This is a genomic window from Devosia submarina (assembly GCF_003056345.1).
Lineage (GTDB): Bacteria > Pseudomonadota > Alphaproteobacteria > Rhizobiales > Devosiaceae > Devosia > Devosia submarina.
This window is the reverse complement of the sequence record NZ_PYWB01000006.1, coordinates 261665-282126: the sequence shown is the minus strand read 5'-3', so window position 1 is coordinate 282126 and position 20462 is coordinate 261665. Positions and strand designations below refer to the sequence as shown.

Here is a 20462-nt window from a genome sequence, read left to right as displayed (position 1 = left end):
CCCGTATTTGTCCTAACGACTGCTAATATCTCGCACACCACCCGTATGGGTGGGCCCTTACTGCCCTGACAAATATTGGCGGTTCGCCCAGCCCTCATAGCCATCGACGCGCACCTTCTGCCAAGAGCCGGTGCTGTAGGGCAGGAACGCTATCCCGCACTGATCCGGCGCAAGCCACGTGAGAACACGGGAGCTCGGAGACGGATAAGCTCGCAGATTGAGCTTGTCGTTCCGCTGCACCCCCGTCACACAATACCGGGCCGGCGAAACCATAGAAAGGTACCGGCTATGAACCCAGCCGGCATCGTGCCCATCTTCTGCCGGACACCACGCGCCCTTGCAGGGGCCGGTCACCACAATCCCGCACCGCCCATAAGGCAGCGTCATCACTACCCGGCTGCTGGCATTGGGCTTGGCGCGCACATTGAGCACGTCCGAAGTTCGAACATTGACCACGCAATGTTCTTCACCTTGGACCACCTGCGCCGAAGCCGCACCCACGCCCAGCAAGGACGCGAAGCTGGCCGCGCAGGCAAACAGGATAGTAGCTGGAATGCGCATGAATATCTCTCCTCTTCCTTGCTTTTTACACCACCCGGCTGAACCGGGCCTGAACGCAATTAGTGGAACAACACCACACCTCGCGCTATTGCCTACAAGATCCATCAGTGAGCAAACCGGATTGAACACACCCCTGGTCGGAACCGCAGGCTGGAGCGTTGATCGGAGCCTTGAGCGCTTCGACGGAGAGGGCACTGCCCTTGAGCGCTATGCAAGTGTCTTTCGGGCGGTGGAAATCAACTCCAGCTTCTATCGCCGCCACCGCCCATCCACCTGGCAGCGCTGGCATGACGCCGTTCCCGACCAATTCCGCTTTTCGGTGAAGCTGCCCAAAACCATCACCCATGAACGCCAGCTCACCGACAGTGCAGGTGAGCTCGACCTCTTCTTTGGTGACATCGAACCGCGCCACATCAGCTGGGCTCACGAAGAAGCCTTCCGCCTCCTCGAGCAATTCAGTATCGGGCGCGTCTATGCCGATCCTCAGAAGCCTGAACTGCAGTTCGCTCCCACACCGGGAAGGCCCTGCTATTTACGGCTCCATGGCTCGCCAAAAATCTACTATTCGCCTTATTCCGACGAGAGCCTTGCCCAATATGCGCGCCTGCTCGCGGCGCACCCAGGCTCCTGGTGCATCTTCGACAACACCGCATCAGGCGCGGCAATCCGGGATGCCCTTAAGCTGCTGGATCTGTCCCTCGCTGGCCTTGGCGGCCATTGAGTGATAGTGCCTGCGCCAACTGCAACACAATTCGGAACCCAAATTGAGCCGGAAAGAATTCGAAGCATCGCGCATGCGCCGGTTGAAGCGACTTGCGGGGCGCTACGGCCTTACCATCCTGACCGCGGAAAAGCTCACGGCCAAGCAGGGCAAGGGCGGACACGCCTTGCGCGATGATGAGAGTTTCAAGGTAATCTTTGGCCACAACCCTCTGCCGTTCACGGCGACGCTGGACGATATCGAAGCTTATCTCGACAAGCTCGAAGCGGACGAAGAGTAAGCGAGGCTGTCCTGTCTGCCAATCGCCCTTCTGCGGCCCCTACAACAATTTGCATTATTTATTCCGTAACGTGAATCGCCGCACACTCACTGCATTGGCTAACTTGGAGGCGCGTATTGTGTTCACTCTAATCAACGCCGACGCAGAAGACGACGACGCCGAAATCACCGATCCCCAGGAAATCGCAGAATTGTTTGCTGCCATTGCCGCCGTTGCCATTGAGGCAATTGGGGCAGGGCAGGCCCGGCAATTGTTTGATGCCGTGGTTGAACAGGACGGCAAAGACCCCAACTGACCCAGACCTTCGTTTCCGCAGGCCCCATCTGGCTGGTGACCGGCAAACGGTCGCCGGCATAAGGGACTGTCCGGGAGAGGTTCGGCAGAACTGCGGCATGCCTTGGCCAGGGAGGCTGTCATGACTGGCCCCTCCACGATCAAGCCCGCGATCGTGCCGCTTGGCGACACTTCCGTGCTGGTCCGGTTCGACAGCAAGCTTTCCGAGGCCGCCAACCAGGCCGCCATCGCCCTCGCCGCTGTGCTGGATCAAAGCCACATCCTCGGCGTTCAGGAAGTCGTGCCGAACCTTGTTTCGGTGCTCCTGCGCTACGATCCTACCTTAACCAGCTACGCTAGCCTTGCGGGCGAACTGCGGCTCATATTGTTCGGGCTGGACAAAACCGGCGCGCCCGGACGAGCCTGGACCATTCCCATTGCCTTCGACGGACCCGATCTGGGCGACGTTGCCCAGGCTCTGGGCCTCTCAGTCCCGCAATTCATCGCCGCGCACAACCGGCACCCCCTTCGCGTCCTCACCACCGGCTTCGCACCCGGCTTTGTTTACTGCGGCCTCCACGAGCCAGCTCTCGTTCTGCCGCGCCGCCCGACGGTCCGGCCATCCGTCCCCGCCGGGAGCATATTGTTTGCGGCCGGACAGACCGCCATAACAGCAACGGAAATGCCCACAGGCTGGCACCTGATCGGCCAAACCAGCTTCAAGAACTTCGACCAGGCCATTATGCCGCCAACTCATCTGCGCGCCGGCGATTTGATCCACTTCGAGCCTTTGCCATGAGCGCAGTTCTTCGCATCGACAAGGCCGGTCCGATGACCACAATCCAGGACGGTGGCCGCTTCGGCATGTTGCGCCACGGCCTCAGCGCCTCGGGCCCCATGGACAGGGGCGCTTTCCTGCGGGCCGGGCAGGGTGGCATAGGCGCCATCGAGCTGACCCGGGCGCAATTCGAACTCACAGTCACCAGCGGACAGTGCCGCATCGGTTATGCCGGGGGTCTGTTCACCATCGCGCTCAACGGCGAGCCTCATCCCTGGCCCGGCACGATGACCCTGCAGTCGGGAGATCGCGTGTCCATCGCGCCCGGCGCTTCCGGAAATTACGGTTATCTCCGCTTCAGCAAGGATATCGCGCTCCCCATGGTGCTCGGCAGCCTCTCCACCAGCACGCGAGCGCGTCTGGGTGGCCTAGAAGGACGAGCCTTGCGCGCCGGCGATGTTTTGCAACTCGCGCTCACAGCAAACGACCCCGCAAAACCAACCGGCTTGGACGCGGTCGAGGGCCCGATCCGGTTCTGCTGGGGCCTGCATGCCGAACTGTTCGGCCCCGCCGTCCGCAAGCGCTTCGAGCACGAGTCTTTCCTTGTTTCCGCAAGCATGGACCGCATGGGCGTGCGGCTCGAGGATCCTCAGAGCGTATTTGGCTCAGCCAACAATCTCTCACTTGTGTCCGACGCCGTTGTCCCCGGCGACATACAGATCCTGGGCGATGGAACGCCCATCGTGCTGATGCGCGATCACCAACCCACCGGCGGCTATCCGCGTATCGCCACCATCATTTCCGCCGATCTCGATAGATTCGCTCAAATGCGCCCGGGCACCGCAATTGCCTTCCGGTCGGTCAGTGTGGAACATGCCCATCGACTGTTGCGGAGCGGCCTTGCATGACCTCAATCGATCTCAACGCTGATCTTGGCGAGGGTATGGGCACCGACGACGATCTCCTGCAGATCGTTTCCAGCGCATCGATCGCCTGTGGCGGCCATGCCGGCGATGCGCCGACGATCCGGCATATCCTCAAGGTCTGCAAGGCCCGGGGCGTGCGGGCGGGTGCACATCCAGGCTATGCCGATCCGAAACGCTTTGGCCGCTTTCGAGTGGTCATGCCGCTCGACCAATTGCTGGGGCAGATCCGCAGCCAGCTGTTCCTGGTGCGATTCATCGCCGATGAAGTCGGCATGCCGCTGTCCTATGTGAAGCTGCACGGCGCCTTGGCCAACCAGACCGCCGAAGAGCTTGCCTTTGCCATCGGCATCTTTGCCACCATTCAGGCCATGGACCCAAAGATAGCGGTTCTTGCGCTCGACAACAGCCAGCAGGTTCGTGCCGCGCGCGCCGTTGGTCTGCCGCTTGTCCGCGAAGCCTATGCCGACCGCGCCTATACCGCTGATGGCCTGCTGGTGCCACGATCCCAGCCCGGTTCGGTGATCCACGACGTAGACGCAGTCATCGAGCGCTGCCTGCGCCTCGCCAAATCAGGCGAGATCGTTGCGAACGATGGCACGATTCTCAAATCCTCCGCCCGCTCCATTTGCCTTCATGGCGATACACCCGGCGCCGTCGATCTTGCGCGCGATGTCCGGGATGCACTGGAAGCCGACGGCATCGAAATAAAGGCTCAGGAGCCCGAGCCTCCCTCCCTCTAGTCCGCACCGCTATCGGGTATGTTGAGGATATGCCCACACGCCTTGCAGTGCACGGCGTCTGGATCATGGCGCTGCAGACCGCACTGGGGGCAGGGAAATTGCACCTTTGTTGGCCGGAAAATGGATTGCGCCAGCCGGACAAACAGCGAAATGCCGATGATCATGATCAGGATGGACGCCAGCTTTCCGCCGGTGCCGGGCAGGGTAATATCGCCAAAGCCCGTCGTTGTGACGGTCGTCACCGTGAAATAAAGCGCATCCACATAGCTAGCGATTGAATCGCCGCCCCTGTCAGCAAAGGCGGTGTACACAAAGCCCGTCACCACAAACAGAAACACCAGCAGGTTGATAACTGCCTGCACCGTCTCCTGATACGCGCCAAGTCCGTGCTTGCGCAGGGGCCGCCAGATGGCATTGCGCCGCGTCAGGGTCCACAACCGCAAGATGCGCAGGAAGCCCAGATTGACCAGCCAGGTCGGTGCCAGCAACGTCGCAAGGATGAAGATGTCGAGGATGATCGCAGGCTGCCGCACCCAGCGCAGCATATCCGTCGAGGCAAGGGCGCGCGCCACCAGATCAATCGTCAGCAGGGCCGCGATCGAATAGTCCAGCCACAGAAACGCCGGTTGGTCGCGCAGGAGCGGCGTAGCTATGAAAAAGCCGATGATCGCCAGATCCAGGATCAGCACCGCATACTGAAATCGCTGCGCGCCGGGCGAATGGCTGTGATACAGCAGCCGCAATTTGGAGCGCAGACGGCCAAAGCGGGTTTCAGGAGTAATGACGTTCACCGAATTGCTGCCGTTCCATGCCGATATGGTCTTGCTTGCCAGCCGCCAAAGGCAAGCGCAAGGGGCAGTTCCGGTGGGAACGCCGATGATCGGCCCTCTAACCCATCGATTATTCCCCGGCTCTGTTGATGTCTGCCCATTGTGCCGCTATTGGCTGCACACCCGGCACCAAACGAGGGCACAATGAAACTGGCATTTGTTATTCCGGCCTACAACGAAGAAGCGCTGATCGGAAAGTGCTTGCAATCCGTCGTGGCCGAGATCGCGCGCTCCGGCGCCGATGCCGACATCATCGTCGTCAACAATGCGTCCACGGACCGCACTGGCGAGATCGCCCGCAGCTTTCCCACTGTACGGGTGGTCGATGAACCCAAGAAGGGGCTCGTCAATGCGCGAGACGCCGGCTTTGCTGCGAGCGTCGGCTATGACCTGATCGCCAACATCGACAGCGACACCATTGTTCCCGAGGGCTGGCTCGATACAGTGTTCAGCGAATTCAAGCGGGACAGCAATCTCGTCTGCCTCAGCGGCCCATACATCTACTACGACATGCACCCCTGGAACCGCTTCATGGTCGGTGCTTTTTATGGGCTTACCTACCTCATCTATATCGTCAATCGCTTCATCCTGCGCGTCGGCTCGGTGGTGCAGGGTGGCAATTTCGTGTTCAAGCGCGCGGCCTGGGAGCAGGTCGGCGGCTATGACCGCTCCATCGTTTTCTTTGGTGAAGACACGGACGTGGCCGTGCGGCTCTCCAAGGTCGGCGGGGTCAAATGGACCTTCAAGCTCAAGATGAAAACATCTGGTCGCCGCCTTGAAAAAGAAGGTGTTTTCCGCACCGCGGGGACCTACACGCTCAACTTCTTTTGGGTCACCTTCCGCGGCAAGCCTGTCACCAAAACCCACACCGATATCCGTCCCGACTAGGCTTCGGTTTCCCTGATCCATTGCAACGAAGTCCGTTTGCTCCCATTTCCGTGGGAGCAGCCAATGCTTTTTGGAGTGGAGCCATGCCGAACCAGGATGATCGTAGCGCGATAGACGGCTTGTTTGATCGCATCGAGGATGTTGCCCGCAACAGCCAACCGCGTGACCGCGACGCCGAGATCCATATTCAGGAACGCCTGGCGCAATATCCGCCGGCGCCCTACTACATGGCGCAGACCATCATCATGCAGGAAGAAGCCCTGCGCCAGGCGCGGGCCCGCATCGAACAACTCGAATCGCAGGGTCAGCAGCGCGGCGGCGGCTTCATGGGTGGCCGTTTCGGCGGCAGCGAGCCGGAGCCCTATCAGCCGCCACGCCGCCGCGGTCCCTGGGACCGTGGCTCCGACCTTGACGAACGCCCACGCCAGGGCGGCGGTGGCTTCCTGGCAGGCGCGGCTCAGACAGCCCTGGGCGTCACCGGCGGCGTGCTCCTGGGCAGCGCCATTGCCGGCATGTTCACCGGCGGCGCCAATGCCGAGGAATTCAATCCCGATGCAGCCTCAGCGGAAGCGGCCGACACCGGCGTCGAGGACGCCGAACTGAGCGGCGAAGACTTCGGCGGAGGCGGCGACTTCGACTTCGGCGGCGATTTCTAGTACTTTTCGTAGAACTCGTTGCCGCCCGCTTCGAGCACATAGTGCATGTTGTTGTAGGGGAAGCGCAGCCCGGCCGTATGGAAGTGCTGGGCATTGCGCACACCCGGGTGCCGCGCACCGCGCAGGACCTGGTCGGCCGTTTGCGAGGCAAGGACGGCTCCACTATCCGTCATCCGTCGCGTCAGCACGCCCTGGGCAAACTGATTCTTCTGCCCGACGACGCCGCACACCGTTTTGGGATAGCGGCTATCGGCCTTGCGGTTCATCACCACCGTCCCCACAGCCAGCATGCCCTCGGTGCTCGAACGGTTCGACTCAAAGTACATGGCGCGCATGAGGCATTCTTTTTCGCTCATCTGCGCCATGCCAAAGTTCAGCCCAAGAAAGCTGCACCCGCCCAGGGAGCTCGCCGCGACAACAAGCGCCGCCGCGCGCAGGATCGCCTTGGTGGTAAATTGCATCGGGCCATCTCCGGTCTGTTGCTTTCGTGCAATGCAAACCGAAATTGCCTCAATAGGCTTAAGGAAAGTGTGACCCGAAAGGTTAGCAGTCTGCTAACGCCAAAAGGCTGTTAGTCACGCGTGAGAAGCAGCGTCGAGAGCAGGGCGATGGTGCCAAGCGCTACCACCACTGGCACCGGATTATCCTGCACAACCTTGCCCGCAACGCTTGCTTGCTTGGACAAATTCCGCGCCACAACCTTGCCGCCCTGGTGAACTTCGCGCGCCAGCGCCAGGGCATTGTGATGGACATCCTCAAAGGTATCCCCACCATAGTGCTTGACCGCAGACCTTACCGATTCAAGCTCTTTTCGCAGCAGCGCGATCTGGTCGGACAAGTTGTCCAACATATCAGCAGGGTCGACGTGCTTGCTATACTGCCGCAAGAAAAGGGCCATGGTGACGCTCCATTGTGTTGTACCGGGTCAACTCAACTTTGGCGTCCAGGGTTCCTGAAAAGTGGGGTTCCGGGCTCCTCACTCAGTTTACGGGCTGTATGCACTTGGCGATTATCTTGTTAGTTCCTAAATGCATCTTGCGTCACGCGATCCAGGGGACCGCTTATGTCTAAGAGCCGACAACGACTGAACCGCCAGTTCGAGCGCTTGCAGCGCCGAATACCGGCGTTCGCCGCCAATTGGCTCGAGCGGCTGCGCCGCCCGGAAGCTCGCCTGATCCGGATCCCGCTGGGTGTCTTGCTGGTGCTGGGCGGCATTTTCAGCTTCCTGCCGGTGCTTGGCATTTGGATGCTGCCCCTTGGACTTCTGCTTCTCGCCGTAGACCTCGTTTTCCTGCAAGGTCCCGTCAATCTCGCCATCGTGCGTGGCGGGCGGAAATGGACCACCTGGAGGCGAGCCCGCCGCGACAAGAAGGCCGCGGCACAGCACCGCTAGACTTCTCCACGCGCATGAGCGGCTTCGATCAGATCGATCGTAGCCGCAAGTTTTTGGTCTATGATATCGAGGTATTGCGTCCAGTCGGCCAACTCTTCGAGCTCGGTAACGCCGTCGGATATGCCGCGAAGCGCCAGAAGGGGTACGCCGAACGCCTGGCAGGCGCGGAGAACGGCATAGGTCTCCATGTCCACCATATCCGCGTCAATTCCCTTATAGGCCGATCCGGAAACGACATTGGCTCCGCTCGAAAGTGTTGCCGTGGGCAGGCCCGCAATGGTCGGCAGTTGCAGAACGGCCGGCAGATCCAGCAGCGGCGTTTGCCCTTTGGGAAATCCAAGCGCCGACGCATCCATGTCCCGATAGGACACGCTGCTCGCCTGATAGATCCCGCATTGTTCCAGATGGCGCGATCCAGCGGACCCCAAGGATACTACAAGCGAGGGCGATTCCGGGCGGCGCTCCGACAAAGCCAGCGTCGTGGCGATAGCGGCTTCCACCGGCCCGACGCCGATCATCATTGGTTGGATGCGGCCGCGCAGACACGGGCCATATTCGGCCGGAGCGGCCATAAGGTAAAGGATGGTCATGCCGCAACGCCTACCACGAATTATTCGCTTGCGCTCCAGCAGCATTACCAATTCGGTAAGGGGATGGTGACAGTCTCATAGCAGCGGCAGGGCGTGCCGCAGCAACCAGGAAAGTGCAGGAAAACCAAGTGCGTTTCGCAGTAGTCGAGGGCGGCAGGGAATGGACCGAGCCAAGGCGGCAGGGTCCCACTTCAGTTCAGACGAATGTGCTGGTCGAGGATGTTGAAGCCGAAGCCAATCGCCGCCTGCGCCTGGCTAAACTCAACGAATGGCGCACGCGCGAATTCATCACCGGCCATCCCATGCCGCATCATATCCGGCATTATGCGCTGCAGGTCGGTTTTGCAGCAGAGGCGATCTCGCGGCTGTCGCCCATCCCTCAAGATTTCGACAGCGATGTTTACTGGCCGCGAGCGCTCGATCTCTAGGCAGCCTTCTTGACGCGGGTGGTCCGCTTGCGAGCTGGCTTGATGGTCTTGGCAGCAGCACTGGCCAGTTCCCCAAGGGCCTTGAACCAGTAGTTCTGGTCCTGGCCTGCGGGGCAACCGTCGGCTTCCCAGAGCTCATACGCACGGCGTTTGATCTGATCTTCCATCTCATTCTCCTGGTTTGAGGCCCTGCAGCCTGAGCCGGTATGGTTTACATTTGGTGAACATCAGCCGTTTAGCCCGGGCAAGCAGGTGCCTGCTAAGCGGGCTGCAGCCGCCCCCTGTCGGGCAGGCTGGGTGCTGTCGGCTTGGGGAAAGTGAGCGCCACAGCGGCAGCGGCCAGTCCGATCGCGGCAGAGCTGACATAAAGCCAGTGGTAGTCGCCGAAAGTGTCAAAGATCCAGCCACCGCCTAGCGGGCCAAACGCCATGCCGATGCTCGAAGTCATGGTTATGCCGCCCAGCACGGTGCCCATGACATGGGGCCCGAAATAGTCGCGCGCCAGCACCGCATAGAGCGGCATGACACCGCCATAGGCCATGCCCAGAACGGCGGCGAGCATGTAGAAGTCGGTGAGCTGGGTCACATAGATATAGGTGTAGATGCCAGCGGCCTGCAGAACCAGGCCCGCAATGATGATGCGCTTGACCCCAAGCCGATCCGCCAGAACGCCGAAGATGACACGGCCGAACAGCCCCGCCACCCCTTCCACGCTGTAGATGCTGGCAGCTGCCAGCGCTGAGGCGCCACACAACATGGCATAGCTCACCGTGTGGAAGATCGGCCCGGAATGGGCGCCGCAGCACAAAAAGAACGTTGCTGCGAGCACAATGAACTGCGGCTTGCGGATCACCGAACCAATCCCCGAACGCGCCGGCAGCGGCGCAGGCGCATCTTCAGGCTGTGGCGCGGGGGCTGCCTCTGGCGCCCGCCGGATCAGAAAAGTCAGGGGTATGATGATGGCCGAAGCGCCGATGGCAATCATCAGCATGGCCGTGCGCCAGCCATGAGCTGAGATCAGGACGCTGGCAAAGGGCGTGACCACCATTGGCGCAACGCCACCGCCAATCGAGACCAGCGACACAGCAAGGCTTCGGTGCTTGTCGAACCAGCCAATGGTCGTCGCCATAAGCGGGGCAAAGAACGCGCCACCCGCACCCCCCACCAGTCCGCCATAGGCGATCTGGAACAGCACGAGATTGCTGGCGCGGCTGGAGATAAACAGGCCAAGGCCCAGCATGACGGCGGCAATAAGAACCACTGGCCGGGCGCCGATGCGATCGCTCAGCGTTCCCCAGGCAAAGCCGGCAAAGCCCATCACAAGGAAGCCGATGGTCATGGCTGCTGAAATGCCCGCACGCGACCAGCCGGTTTCATCGGCCATGGGCTGCAGGTAAACGGGCAGCGCGAACATCGACCCCGCCGCCACACAGGTGATGACAGCGCCTGCCGCCACGATAACCCATCCGTAATGCCGTTCCATGTGCTGCCCCTCCAGCCTCGTTCAATCTAGCATAGACGAGTGGGTGTGCTGCAATCCGACAGCTGATCGAGCTTTTCTTCGGGCCGCGGCACCAGGTGGCCGCCTATACGCGGCCGCGCAGGACGAGGTAGGATGGTGAAAGGCGCCGGGAGGAACAGGCATGGAACAGGTGAGCGGCGGATGCCTTTGCGGCAAGGTGCGGCTTGTGGCCAAAGGGCAGCCCTATCGCGTGGGGATCTGCCATTGCATGGATTGCCGCAAGCACCATGGCGCCTTGTTTTCCGCCGCCGCGATCTTCCCCGCCCATGCCGTGAGCGTCGAGGGCGGAACACATCATTTCGGCGAGCGTCACTTCTGCCCCCGCTGCGGTTCTTCGGTCTTTGCTCGCAGCGGCGACGAGGTGGAGGTACATTTAGGAGCGCTCGACGAACCGAACTGCTTTGTTCCTCAATACGAGAATTGGACAATCCGGCGTGAAACCTGGCTCCCACCATTCTCCGGCATGAACCACTACGTCAGGGATCGCGAGGCAAGCGGGCGCGTTGAAAAAGCGATAGGCAGCGGAGCAAACGAGTGAGCGTAGCTTTTACAAAGGAAGATTCGGCCCAAACAGCTTCCGAAACCCTGCTTCCCGACCGGCCCATTCCTGCAGGGCCCAACCTTGTGACGCCCGGCGGCCTTGAGGCGCTTCAGCGCCAGCTAGCGGAGGCACAGGCTGCATATGACCAGGCCATGCGCATTGAGGACATCAACGAAAAGCGCCGCCAGGCCGCCAATCCGCTGCGTGACATTCGCTATTTCGCCGACCGCCTCCGTTCGGCGCAAGTGGTGGCGTCGCCCGCGGGCAATGACGCAGTCACCTTCGGCACCACCGTCACATTCACGCGCGACGACGGCCGGGTACAGTCGTACCGCCTTGTGGGCGAGGACGAGGCTGATCCCAAAGCCGGCACCATCTCGTTCAGCTCGCCCATTGCCCGGGCACTGATGGGCAAGGGAGTAGGTGACCTCGTGAGCGTCGGCACCCAGGAGCTCGAAATCACCGCCATCGGGGTGCCGTGTAACGATGTGTAACGACTACGAACAGCATGTGACCCATGCCCAATACACCAGGGCGATCGAGGCGCTTGAACTGGCAGCCGGTGACAACAGCGCCCTGATCCGGGCTGACGACATCCGGATCGGTGACATGGGGCCAGTGCTTCGCGCCGGGGGCAATGGCGTCGAACTGGTGCTGATGCGCTTCGGCTTCCCGCCCCCGCGCCCCAAGGCCGGGCCCATCTTCAACTTCAAGTCCGATGGCCGCCACTTCGCCGACTCGCGCCGCTGCGTAGTGGTCCTGTCGGGCTTTTTTGAATTCACCGGCAGCAAATACCCGAAGACCAAGCACCGTTTTGGCCTCAAGGACTCACCCATTATGGGCATTGCCGGCCTTTGGAGCCAAGACGAGGACGGCGCACTCAGCTTCACCATGCTGACCACCGAGCCAGGCCCGGACATAGCCCCCATCCACAACCGGCAGGTCTGCGTGCTCCGCCCGGAACACTGGGCCGCCTGGTTGTTTTTGACCCAACCTGAGGAAGAATTGCTTCGCCCCTTGCCCGCCGGCTCGCTGGTGGTGGACGTGGTTCGCGAAGGGCGCGATTAGGCACTAGCGGCAGCGATCAAGGATAGCGTCCACCACGTGCTCAATCGGCTCGGTGGCATCGATGCGAATGCCTTGGCGGGGAATATCCTCCTCGCTCGCATGAAGATGCAGCACAAAGGCGCGCTCATCCGGCCTGCCGCCAAACTCATCCTCTGGTCGGTTCAAAAGCCGCTGGTTCAGAGTTTCCCCGTCCACATCAAGGACGAACACCTTGTCGAACAGATCAAGGAAGTCGGCCCAATTGCGAGAGCCACCACAAAAGAACGTCTCCATTCGGCTTTTGTCGGCAACAATCGCCCGCACCTTGCCAACGTTCCAGATATGATGCCCCTGCCGCCACTCCAGCGTCGCATCTGGCGGCAGCTCCACCGGCTCACCCGTCCGCGGATCGCCCCGATAGGCAAGCACCCGATCCCCATGCACCACATTGTAACCGCGCCGCTCCAGCGCCTCGGCAACACTGGTCTTGCCGGATCCAGACACACCTTCAATGAGATAGTTGCGGATGGCCATTGGTTCAGACCGCCGTTGTTGTCGCACAATCAACCGTGTGCTGCGGCGGGCCTATATGCAAGACCTGCCTCGTCTACGATCTCATCATCCATGAAGCGCGAAGAGGCCCGAAACCGGACCTCTTCTCTGTCACATCAACGATGGAGGATGGACCTCAGCTACACCCCGCCGCCGTCCCATACTAATAAGCAAAGGATGGAAAATCTTCCAGCCTCATCAGGTGGTCGGTACTCAGCATATATGCCAACAGGTATTCCGAGTTGATCCAAACCACAATTGCAGGGGCCGTACTCGGTGGAGATGGAGATGGAGACGGGGGCAGGGTTCGGGTAAGTAGGGCTCGTATATATGGACCAACTCAACTCTGCTGCCGGACTGACAACGTCTGTAACCACAAGCGTGCGACGGCGCCTTGAAGGCGCGCTCTCGCGAGCGTCTGCCATATTGTTAAAAAACGATGGGGAGCTGGAGCGCTTCAGTGAGAGGAGCCCGCACAAGGGCGCTTCTTTAGCCGCCCAGCTCAGATTGCTCAACTGAGCGGTGTGGGCGACCGAGCTGATCTAACGGGCGTGGCACTGGTCACGCCTTACCATCCGGAACGCGCCTCTTGCGTAACCAGTTCATCCAAGCGCCCCTTAGCTCGAGCGACTGCTTACGACCCCATCTCTGTCATTGGTTGTTGAAGTAGACTTACCCAAAAAGCGAACCTTCCTCGTTGACGCTGAGCGTTCACAGCTCTAACCTTTTCTGGTCTGAAACAGGTTAGGTTCGGAAAGGTTGGCCCGGCCCCCGTTCCAACGGGTCCTTCCGTTACTCCGGTAACGGCCCAAGACTATCAAGGCGCTTGCATCTTGCAGGCGCCGGTAGAAAGGGTATGGATATGAAACCTCGGATTTCCGTTATCACGCTTGGCGTCGCCGACCTCGAACAATCGCTTACCTTCTATCGTGATGGGCTCGGCCTGCCAACTGAGGGTATTGTGGGCCGCGAGTTCGAGCATGGCGCTGTCGCCTTTTTCGATCTGTCTGGCGGGCTTAAACTTGCGATTTGGGCTCAGGACGATATCGCTCACGATACTGGTCTGCCCAAGCAACCGGTATCTTCGACAGCCATCACTATCGGACAAAATGTTTTGCAACGCGAAGAGGTCGACAAGACGTTGGAGGCGGCGCAGCAAGCGGGTGCAGAGATTATCAAGGCGCCTCAGGACACCTTTTATGGCGGCTACGCTGGGTACTTCCGCGATCCAAACGGGCATATGTGGGAGATAGTCTGGAATCCACAGATGCTCCCGGCAGAAGACTGACAATCGCTACTAGCGTATGGGCTTCGGATGCCCATGAGCGAATCCAAGCTGTCTGCGCTTAGCCAGCATCCCGTACAAGTCGGCCCACGTCTACGGGCGACACTCGCTTGCTACCAATGCCATGTCTGATGGCATGACGTGAAAACCGCGATGGGCCGTGTTTGGGAAACCGAGGTCCACATGCGAAACGCCGGTTGTCTGGTCGCTGACGCCTTCAACCAGGTTTCCGGAGGACTGCAAGCTTGTCAGTAGCGCATACGCCTGTCAGCTATCCGTAAGCCGCCAGAGCCTATGCTATTGGTACTAAGGTCCTAAGCCTTGGTCAGCACCCGGCCCTCTGTCTGCTCAAAACCGGTGGCCGGGTGCTCGCTTTTCCAGTTATCCACCCTGTGATGATTGAGCCTGTGTTCTTCTCAGTGGATGGTTGGTTTGTCCGGCGCCATATCCAACGCCATGCTCGACAGCAATGCAGCAAGCTCTGCGGCCGCAAACTCGTCCAGTGGTCCGCATTGCACGTGCCGGCCGTTCCGCTTGTCCACGACCTGCCAATGGCGGCCCGTTTGCACGGCCTCGAATACTTCAAGCACCATTGCGTCGTTCATCTCTGTGCTCCCGCAAGTAATCTGACGCGGCAATACAGACTCGCAATCCGCTGAGAGGTATGCTCAGCCTGCAGTTCCTAATTATTGGTTAATGACTGGCCTTGGCGGCTATTTTGGGGCCAGCAAGGCGGGGCCGGATCAACGGAGCTGGCGATACTCTGCGGCCGCAGTACCGGCAGCGAGGCGCAATGGCCCCCCCCAAGTGATCAGTACGGGCGCAGAAAGCGAGAAGTCTCAGCTAAGGTCCATCTGCCTTGTAGCCGCTATGCTCGTCCGCATATTTAATTTGCCGAGCTAGCTTATGGGCTCTTGGTGACACCCGGTCCACCTGCGTCCAAACAGGGGCCGGATGTTCGTTTATAAGCCACACATTTGAGCTGCAAGGACGATGTGCGGTTCAGCGTCAGTCCAGTCGGAGTGGCTGAACGGCAAAGGTCAGCACCAACTGAAGCACCGCGCCACCTTCGCTATTCCTTACCCACATTGTAATGTTCCGCTGCGGAGCGCCGCCCGGAAGATAGTCTTTGGCCCAGTCCAGCAGAGCCCGGGTGCTCTCATCACGAGCAGCCTGATCATCCGGGAACTCCGGCTCCTCATCATCGTGCACTGTCTCGGCACCATCGTCGATGTCAAAGAAGTATAGCGGCATAGGATCGATCCTTTGTCGCCAAACGACTTACACAAAGATTGGTGCCTCTTTCATCTGTTTGACCTTGAACGCCCGCTTGGCACCAATCTGCTTTCCAACGTTCCAGGCCGGTCCTCCTGTAGCCGCAGGATCATAGTGTGAGATACACTTAAGATTTTCTCTTGGCCGAACCGGCCGCAGGAGCAACGATTATGGCAGGTCAAGCTGCAATAGATTGCGGCACCTAATCTCTATCAAAGCAGGGGCAGCCCTCGGCCCCGTTTCTGTCGATCTTGCTCGTTGCGCCAGATCTCCAAAGCGGTCATTCTGTCGACAGGTAATTGACCATCATTTCATTAATATGCCGCTCGTTGGTCATTCCGCCGCGCTGGCCGCCCATGCCATCAGCACAGGCCTTGCAGGCATTCCTGGCCCTGAGCGCCTGCCGGCCTTGGCAGGCCCCATGCGAGCAATTGTTGCCAAGGTTTAGAGCACCTTTTTCGGGCCACCACCAACGATGTTTGCCTTGGTGTTTGTCACGCGTCACCCGTCGTCATGATCGTTTCTTTCGCACACCCGTCTGGGCCAGAGCAGTTCCCCGCCAAGGATTAGCACGGCCTGGTTAAAGCCCACCGCCTTTAGGATACAATAGCAAAAGCTGGCGTCAGGAACAGGTGGCGAGGAGAGCCTTTCCTGTCTCCGTGCCTGGGTCGCCCAAATCAAGCGCGACGCTCATGTGATTGCCGCCACTGACTGAGGTGAGCTGCGTTTTGGTTATTTGGGCAAGCTGCTGCGCCTGAGTGTGGAACGGCTCTGTTTCGTGTTCGCCGACAAGGATGCGCACCGATCCTGTTGGCTGGATCGGCCGGCGCAGGGGGGAGAAGCGGGCAGCTTCTTCTTCGGTAAGGCCGATTTCGGGTTGCAGGAATGAGTGGCGCAGCGGCTCGAGTTCATAGATGCCGCTGAGGAGGAGGCTGCTGACCGGTTGCGGTCGGTCGGTTTCGGCAAGCAGCAGCGCGCCGAGATGGCCGCCGGCTGAATGGCCGGAGATTGAGAGCCGCGTGCCATCGCCACCAAAGCTTGTGGCATTGCTCGCGAGCCAGTCAAAGGCAAGCTTGACCTGCTGGACGATGGTCTCCATGCGCACGCTGGGCATGAGGGAATAGTCCATGATGGCTGCAATGGCGCCGGCTTGCGTGACAGTGTCGGCAACAAAGGAGAAGTCGGTTTTGCCGAACATGCGCCAATAGCCACCATGGATGAACAGGTGGACTGGCGCTAGCGCCGCAAGATCGGAGGGGAAGAACAAGTCGAGGCGCTCGTCCTTTCCCAGGCCATAGGCAATATCGAGCTGTGCACGCAGCCTGGACCTGGTGGCTGCACTGCGCTCCGTATATTTCGCCACATAGGCGTCGAAATCGGCCACGTGTTCGCGTGTGCGGAACAGATCAGCCATCAGAACGCGGTCGCGATGTATTTAGGCTCCATGAATTCGGCGATGCCGTGGATGCCGCCTTCGCGGCCAAGCCCGCTTTGCTTGACGCCACCAAAGGGGGCTGCCGGATCGGAAACAAGACCGCGATTAAGGGCGATCATGCCGGCTTCCACCTTTCCTGCGATCGCAAGACCACGCTTGAGATCTTGCGTAAAGATATAGGCAGCAAGGCCGTATTCAGTGTCATTGGCCAGCGCGACGGCTTCATCTTCGTTGGTGAAGCGATAGAGCGGGGCGACGGGGCCAAAGATTTCTTCCTGCGCCATGGCGGCAGAAGGCGGCACGTCCACCAGAACGGTGGGCGGATAGAAAAAGCCTGTGCCCTCTGGGCGTTCGCCGCCCACCAGAATGCGAGCGCCCTTGCCCAGGGCATCGGTGACCAATGTATCGATCTTATCCACGGCCTTTTTTGTGATCATGGGGCCACATGCAGTGGCCGGGTCGGTGCCGGGACCGACGCGGAGCGCCGCCATGCGGTTTGCCAGACCCTCGGCAAAGCGGTCATAGATCCCATCCTGCACGATAAAGCGGTTGGCGGCGGTGCAGGCTTCGCCGGCATTGCGCATCTTGGCGACCATGGCGCCATCAAGGGCTGCTTCTAGATCCGCATCATCGAAGACGATGAAGGGTGCATTGCCACCCAGCTCCATGGAGCAACTGAGGACCGTCTTGGCGGCTTCGGTCAGGAGCGTCCGGCCAACACCAGTCGAGCCGGTAAACGAGAGTTTGCGCACTCGAGCGTCGTTGAGCATGGTGGCTGTGACAGGACCCGGTCTTGTCGTGGTGATGACGTTGACCACGCCCGCGGGAACGCCAGCTTCGGCATAAAGATCTGCCAGGGCATAGGCTGTCAGCGGGGTTTCGCTCGCAGGCTTGAGCACCACAGTGCAGCCCGCGGCCAGAGCCGGGGCGATCTTGCGGGTGGCCATTGCGGCTGGGAAATTCCACGGAGTGATCAGCACAGCGATGCCGATGGGCTCCATATCGACCAGGATACGATTGCTGCCTGAGGGCGCAACGCGATATTCCCCGCCGATACGCACAGCTTCTTCGGCATACCAGCGGAAGAATTCGGCGGCATATGTAACCTCGCCACGGGCATCGCTCAGCGCCTTGCCGTTTTCGAGCGAGATCAGTGTTGCAAGCTCCTCGATGCGCTCGAGCATGAGCTTATGGCACCGAAGGAGGATCTCGGCGCGCTGCCGGGGTGGGGTTGTGCGCCAACCCTGTGCCGCGGCCGCAGCCGCATCGACTGCCAGCGTCGCCTGCGCTTCGCTTGCGTCAGGAACTTCGGCAAGAACTTGTTCAGTGGAGGGATCAACAACCGGAATGCCTGAGCCACCAATCCATTGGCCCCCGATATAAAGGCCTTTGGCGTAGTGGGAACAGTCAAGTGAGTTGGCAGTCGGAGGCAACACGGAAGCGAGGGTCATGGCGGTTTCTTTCGAGATCAGGATGCGTGCTGGAGGGTGCCGGTGAAGGCCGCTCCGAGGAGGCGTTCCATGGCAGCTGCATCAAGGGGGCGCGGATTGTTGTCGATGAGGCGGCCGATGGTCAGCGCCTGTTCGCCCGTCCAACCCAGCTTGGCTTCTTCCAGGCCAAGCAGCTTGAGCGAGACTGGAATGCCGATACGCTCAAACAACGACCTGACCCGCTCAATCGCTGCATCGGCGAGCGCTGCCTCGTCCGTTGCTGTAGCGCCAAGGGCTCGGCCAATTGCGGCGAGTTCCGCGCTGGCGTGGGAGCGGTTATAGGTCATGACATAGGGCAGCATGCAGGCAACGCCCAGGCCATGGGCCGTATGGGTCAAGGTGCCGATGGGATATTGGATGGCGTGGGCAGCGGCAGTGCCTGCGGTTCCAAACGCCATGCCGGCGCACAGGGCGCCCATCATGACATCGGAGCGCGCATCGATAGCGCCGGGTTCGCAATAGGCTCTTTCAAGGCTGCGCCCCAGAAGTTCGATGGCCAGCAGAGCGAAATGGTCGGTCAGAGCGCTTTTGCCGACAAAGACACGTTCTTGCGCCAGATTGGGGCTGGGCTCGCGGCGCACTGCGGTGAACGCCTCGATGGCGTGGGTGAGGGCGTCGGCGCCAGCAATTGCGGTCAGGCCCGCTGGGCATGTCAGGGTCAGTTCCGGATCGCATATGGCAGCGGAAGGAATAAGGTGGGCGCTGGAAATGCCGACCTTCATGGCCCGATCGGGATCCGAGAGAACGGCTACGGGCGTTACCTCGGAGCCAGTGCCGGCCGTGGTGGGGACGGCAATCATCGGCAGGGTCGGACCGGGGACTTTGCCCTCACCGTAATACTGGTCGGGCGAGCCCCCATGGCGGAGCAGCAGCGCAACTGTCTTGGCAAGATCAAGACAGCTGCCACCGCCAATGCCGACCACCAGATCTGGCGCAAAGGATCGCGCTGCATCGGCCACCTTGGTGCAAGAATCGCGGGGAACATCGGGCTCAACCGAGGAATCGACCAGAACCGTCAGCCCCTCGGCCTCGAGCAGGGCGACCATCTCGGCAAACACGGGTTCACCGGCGAGACGTGCGTCGGTACAAATAAGAGCGCGTTGGCCAAGGCGGCTGGCCACTTTGCCAAGGGCATGACGTTGCCCCACTCCGAACAGGACCTCGCGCGGCAATCGAAGGGCTGCGAATAGGCTCATGGCTGGCATTCCTGAAGAGGGAGAGGGCGTGAAAGGTTTTTGGGCAATCGGTCTATTAGGGCAGACCAGAGGGCGTCGTTGACATCAAAGCCCTCCGCAAGAGCGGCCTTGCGGCGGCGCCCTGAGCCATCGCCAGGAATAGTCACGGGGCGCGTTGGATCGGCTGCTGGACTGGCGCGCAGGGCGGAAAGATAGTCCGCGGTCCGGCGCATCTGCTCGGATGGATTGGACGTATCGATGATGATGAAGATGTCGCCCTTGTTGGCGACATGCTGGGTGTCGAGCGTGCCATGGACTTCGGGCGCAAAGGCCGAGCCCACAAGGCTGGCAACCAGCAGCTCGAAGGCAAGGCCCAAGCCATAGCCCTTTGCATCGCCAAATGGTGCAATTGAACCGCGCTTGGCCTGTTCGGCATCCGTGGTGGGGCGGCCATCTTCATCCAAAGCCCAACCTGCGGGGAGGGGAGCGCCGCGCAGCGCGTGATCATGGATCTTGCCCATGGAAACCAGGCTCGTGGCGAGATCGAGCACGAAGGGTTCGCCAGCCGTAGGGATGCCGATTGCGACCGGATTGGTGCCAAGCATGGCGCGCGTGCCGCCAAAGGGGTGGACCAGTGCCTCGCTGGTTGAAAGGGCGATGCAGATCTTCCCCTTGCGGGCGACATGCTCGACATAAACCGCCAGCATGCCGAGGTGATTGGAATTGCTGACCGAGGCAAAGGCGATGCCGCTTTCGTCGATGCGGTCAAGCAGCGCTTCAATGGCACTGAATGCAATGACCGGCCCCAGGCCGCGCGCGCCGTTCACATGCAATTCCCCTGTCCTACGCCAGGTCAGAACGCCACTCGAGCGCGGCTCGGCCAGTCCATTGTTGATCCGATCAAGCAGGCGCGGCAGCCGCTGCAATCCGTGGGACGGGTGCCCACGAAGCTCAGCGCCGACCAGGGTCTCTGCCTGGATGGCAGCATGGTCGGCGGGCGCACCAGCGGCCACCAGCAATGAAACCGCAACCTCCTCTGCCTGATCCGCCAACACTCTCATCGAAAATCCTATACG

The 20462-nt window shown here is 60.6% G+C and carries 27 protein-coding genes and 1 pseudogene; 14 read left to right on the top strand and 14 right to left on the bottom strand.

Translation table 11 applies throughout. From position 1 onward, the window contains the following. Positions 1-57 precede the first annotated feature (57 nt). Entirely contained in the window at positions 58-561 is a 504-nt protein-coding gene (locus DDE77_RS19445; protein ID WP_170116505.1) for an SH3 domain-containing protein, read from the bottom strand. Between the two features lie 121 nt (positions 562-682). On the opposite strand from DDE77_RS19445, the gene DDE77_RS10910 reads away from it, so the two are divergent. From DDE77_RS10910 to DDE77_RS10885, 6 genes are all read left to right on the top strand, one after another. Then, positions 683-1282 carry a DUF72 domain-containing protein gene (locus DDE77_RS10910; RefSeq protein ID WP_245895163.1) on the top strand — a complete coding sequence of 200 codons (600 nt, stop codon included), beginning with the start codon at positions 683-685 and terminating at the stop codon, positions 1280-1282. 43 nt (positions 1283-1325) lie between these two features. After that, entirely contained in the window at positions 1326-1562 is a 237-nt protein-coding gene (locus tag DDE77_RS10905) for a hypothetical protein (protein ID WP_108397491.1), read from the top strand. A gap of 118 nt (positions 1563-1680) precedes the next feature. After that, positions 1681-1857: a hypothetical protein gene (locus tag DDE77_RS10900; RefSeq protein ID WP_157959773.1), complete on the top strand. Its 177-nt coding sequence runs from the start codon at positions 1681-1683 to the stop codon at positions 1855-1857. A gap of 120 nt (positions 1858-1977) precedes the next feature. Next, positions 1978-2634, top strand: a complete 657-nt coding sequence (locus DDE77_RS10895; protein ID WP_108397489.1) for a 5-oxoprolinase subunit B family protein — start codon at positions 1978-1980, stop codon at positions 2632-2634. Continuing rightward, positions 2631-3521 (top strand): 5-oxoprolinase subunit C family protein, encoded by an 891-nt coding sequence (locus DDE77_RS10890; RefSeq protein ID WP_108397488.1) that lies wholly within the window; start codon positions 2631-2633, stop codon positions 3519-3521. The genes DDE77_RS10895 and DDE77_RS10890 overlap by 4 nt, the downstream gene beginning before the upstream one ends. Then, positions 3518-4279: a 5-oxoprolinase subunit PxpA gene (locus DDE77_RS10885; RefSeq protein ID WP_108397487.1), complete on the top strand. Its 762-nt coding sequence runs from the start codon at positions 3518-3520 to the stop codon at positions 4277-4279. The genes DDE77_RS10890 and DDE77_RS10885 overlap by 4 nt, the downstream gene beginning before the upstream one ends. Here the strand turns inward: DDE77_RS10885 and DDE77_RS10880 are convergent. Beyond that, complete coding sequence (locus DDE77_RS10880; protein ID WP_170116504.1) at positions 4276-5070, bottom strand: ion channel; 795 nt, start codon at positions 5068-5070, stop codon at positions 4276-4278. The two genes, DDE77_RS10885 and DDE77_RS10880, sit on opposite strands and share 4 nt — an antisense overlap. A gap of 183 nt (positions 5071-5253) precedes the next feature. Here DDE77_RS10880 and DDE77_RS10875 point away from each other — a divergent pair, with 183 nt between their 5' ends. Continuing rightward, the gene (locus DDE77_RS10875) at positions 5254-5997 is read left to right on the top strand and encodes a glycosyltransferase family 2 protein (protein WP_108397485.1); all 744 of its coding nucleotides are present in this window, start codon (positions 5254-5256) and stop codon (positions 5995-5997) included. A gap of 83 nt (positions 5998-6080) precedes the next feature. Beyond that, entirely contained in the window at positions 6081-6653 is a 573-nt protein-coding gene (locus DDE77_RS10870; protein WP_108397484.1) for a DUF2076 domain-containing protein, read from the top strand. Positions 6654-6655: 2 nt separating this feature from the next. On the opposite strand, the pseudogene DDE77_RS10865 reads toward DDE77_RS10870, so the two are convergent. After that, positions 6656-7018 (bottom strand): annotated as a pseudogene (locus DDE77_RS10865) (cell wall hydrolase); the annotation flags it as partial. A 206-nt stretch (positions 7019-7224) separates the two neighbouring features. Next, a complete protein-coding gene (locus tag DDE77_RS10860; RefSeq protein ID WP_108397483.1) occupies positions 7225-7551 on the bottom strand; it encodes a hypothetical protein in 327 nt (108 codons plus the stop codon). 165 nt (positions 7552-7716) lie between these two features. Between DDE77_RS10860 and DDE77_RS10855 the strand changes: the two genes are divergently transcribed. Continuing rightward, positions 7717-8046 carry a hypothetical protein gene (locus tag DDE77_RS10855; protein WP_108397482.1) on the top strand — a complete coding sequence of 110 codons (330 nt, stop codon included), beginning with the start codon at positions 7717-7719 and terminating at the stop codon, positions 8044-8046. Here DDE77_RS10855 and DDE77_RS10850 read toward each other — a convergent pair. Continuing rightward, entirely contained in the window at positions 8043-8636 is a 594-nt protein-coding gene (locus tag DDE77_RS10850; protein ID WP_108397481.1) for a 5'-methylthioadenosine/S-adenosylhomocysteine nucleosidase, read from the bottom strand. The genes DDE77_RS10855 and DDE77_RS10850 overlap by 4 nt on opposite strands. 128 nt (positions 8637-8764) lie before the next feature. On the opposite strand from DDE77_RS10850, the gene DDE77_RS10845 reads away from it, so the two are divergent. Beyond that, positions 8765-9064, top strand: coding sequence for a hypothetical protein (locus tag DDE77_RS10845; protein ID WP_157959772.1), 300 nt, complete (start codon positions 8765-8767; stop codon positions 9062-9064). On the opposite strand, the gene DDE77_RS10840 is transcribed toward DDE77_RS10845, so the two are convergent. Together DDE77_RS10840 and DDE77_RS10835 are read right to left on the bottom strand one after the other, a co-directional pair. Continuing rightward, entirely contained in the window at positions 9061-9231 is a 171-nt protein-coding gene (locus DDE77_RS10840; RefSeq protein WP_108397479.1) for a DUF2934 domain-containing protein, read from the bottom strand. The two genes, DDE77_RS10845 and DDE77_RS10840, sit on opposite strands and share 4 nt — an antisense overlap. Before the next feature lie 92 nt (positions 9232-9323). Then, entirely contained in the window at positions 9324-10547 is a 1224-nt protein-coding gene (locus tag DDE77_RS10835; RefSeq protein WP_108397478.1) for an MFS transporter, read from the bottom strand. Between the two features lie 160 nt (positions 10548-10707). Here DDE77_RS10835 and DDE77_RS10830 point away from each other — a divergent pair, with 160 nt between their 5' ends. The 3 genes from DDE77_RS10830 to DDE77_RS10820 are packed head-to-tail and all read left to right on the top strand — an operon-like array spanning position 10708 to position 12195. Then, complete coding sequence (locus DDE77_RS10830) at positions 10708-11124, top strand: GFA family protein (RefSeq protein WP_108397477.1); 417 nt, start codon at positions 10708-10710, stop codon at positions 11122-11124. After that, on the top strand, positions 11121-11621 hold the full coding sequence (gene greA, locus DDE77_RS10825) for a transcription elongation factor GreA (RefSeq protein WP_108397476.1): 501 nt from the start codon (positions 11121-11123) through the stop codon (positions 11619-11621). Before DDE77_RS10830 ends, greA begins: the two co-directional genes overlap by 4 nt. Further along, positions 11614-12195 (top strand): SOS response-associated peptidase, encoded by a 582-nt coding sequence (locus tag DDE77_RS10820; protein ID WP_108397475.1) that lies wholly within the window; start codon positions 11614-11616, stop codon positions 12193-12195. The genes greA and DDE77_RS10820 overlap by 8 nt, the downstream gene beginning before the upstream one ends. 3 nt (positions 12196-12198) lie before the next feature. On the opposite strand, the gene DDE77_RS10815 is transcribed toward DDE77_RS10820, so the two are convergent. After that, the gene (locus DDE77_RS10815) at positions 12199-12708 is read right to left on the bottom strand and encodes an AAA family ATPase (protein ID WP_108397474.1); all 510 of its coding nucleotides are present in this window, start codon (positions 12706-12708) and stop codon (positions 12199-12201) included. Positions 12709-13588: 880 nt separating this feature from the next. Between DDE77_RS10815 and DDE77_RS10810 the strand changes: the two genes are divergently transcribed. Continuing rightward, entirely contained in the window at positions 13589-14014 is a 426-nt protein-coding gene (locus tag DDE77_RS10810) for a VOC family protein (protein ID WP_108397557.1), read from the top strand. 413 nt (positions 14015-14427) lie between these two features. On the opposite strand, the gene DDE77_RS10805 is transcribed toward DDE77_RS10810, so the two are convergent. The 6 genes from DDE77_RS10805 to DDE77_RS10780 form a co-directional block, all read right to left on the bottom strand. Beyond that, complete coding sequence (locus DDE77_RS10805) at positions 14428-14616, bottom strand: hypothetical protein (RefSeq protein ID WP_108397473.1); 189 nt, start codon at positions 14614-14616, stop codon at positions 14428-14430. Positions 14617-15019: 403 nt separating this feature from the next. Then, on the bottom strand, positions 15020-15265 hold the full coding sequence (locus DDE77_RS10800; RefSeq protein WP_108397472.1) for a DUF6894 family protein: 246 nt from the start codon (positions 15263-15265) through the stop codon (positions 15020-15022). A gap of 643 nt (positions 15266-15908) precedes the next feature. Then, the gene (locus tag DDE77_RS10795) at positions 15909-16700 is read right to left on the bottom strand and encodes an alpha/beta hydrolase (protein WP_108397471.1); all 792 of its coding nucleotides are present in this window, start codon (positions 16698-16700) and stop codon (positions 15909-15911) included. Further along, entirely contained in the window at positions 16700-18172 is a 1473-nt protein-coding gene (locus DDE77_RS10790) for an NAD-dependent succinate-semialdehyde dehydrogenase (protein WP_108397470.1), read from the bottom strand. Before DDE77_RS10790 ends, DDE77_RS10795 begins: the two co-directional genes overlap by 1 nt. A 17-nt stretch (positions 18173-18189) precedes the next feature. Next, complete coding sequence (locus DDE77_RS10785; RefSeq protein ID WP_108397556.1) at positions 18190-19407, bottom strand: iron-containing alcohol dehydrogenase; 1218 nt, start codon at positions 19405-19407, stop codon at positions 18190-18192. Continuing rightward, positions 19404-20447 (bottom strand): Ldh family oxidoreductase, encoded by a 1044-nt coding sequence (locus tag DDE77_RS10780; protein ID WP_108397469.1) that lies wholly within the window; start codon positions 20445-20447, stop codon positions 19404-19406. The genes DDE77_RS10785 and DDE77_RS10780 overlap by 4 nt, the downstream gene beginning before the upstream one ends. Between the last annotated feature and the right edge of the window lie 15 nt (positions 20448-20462).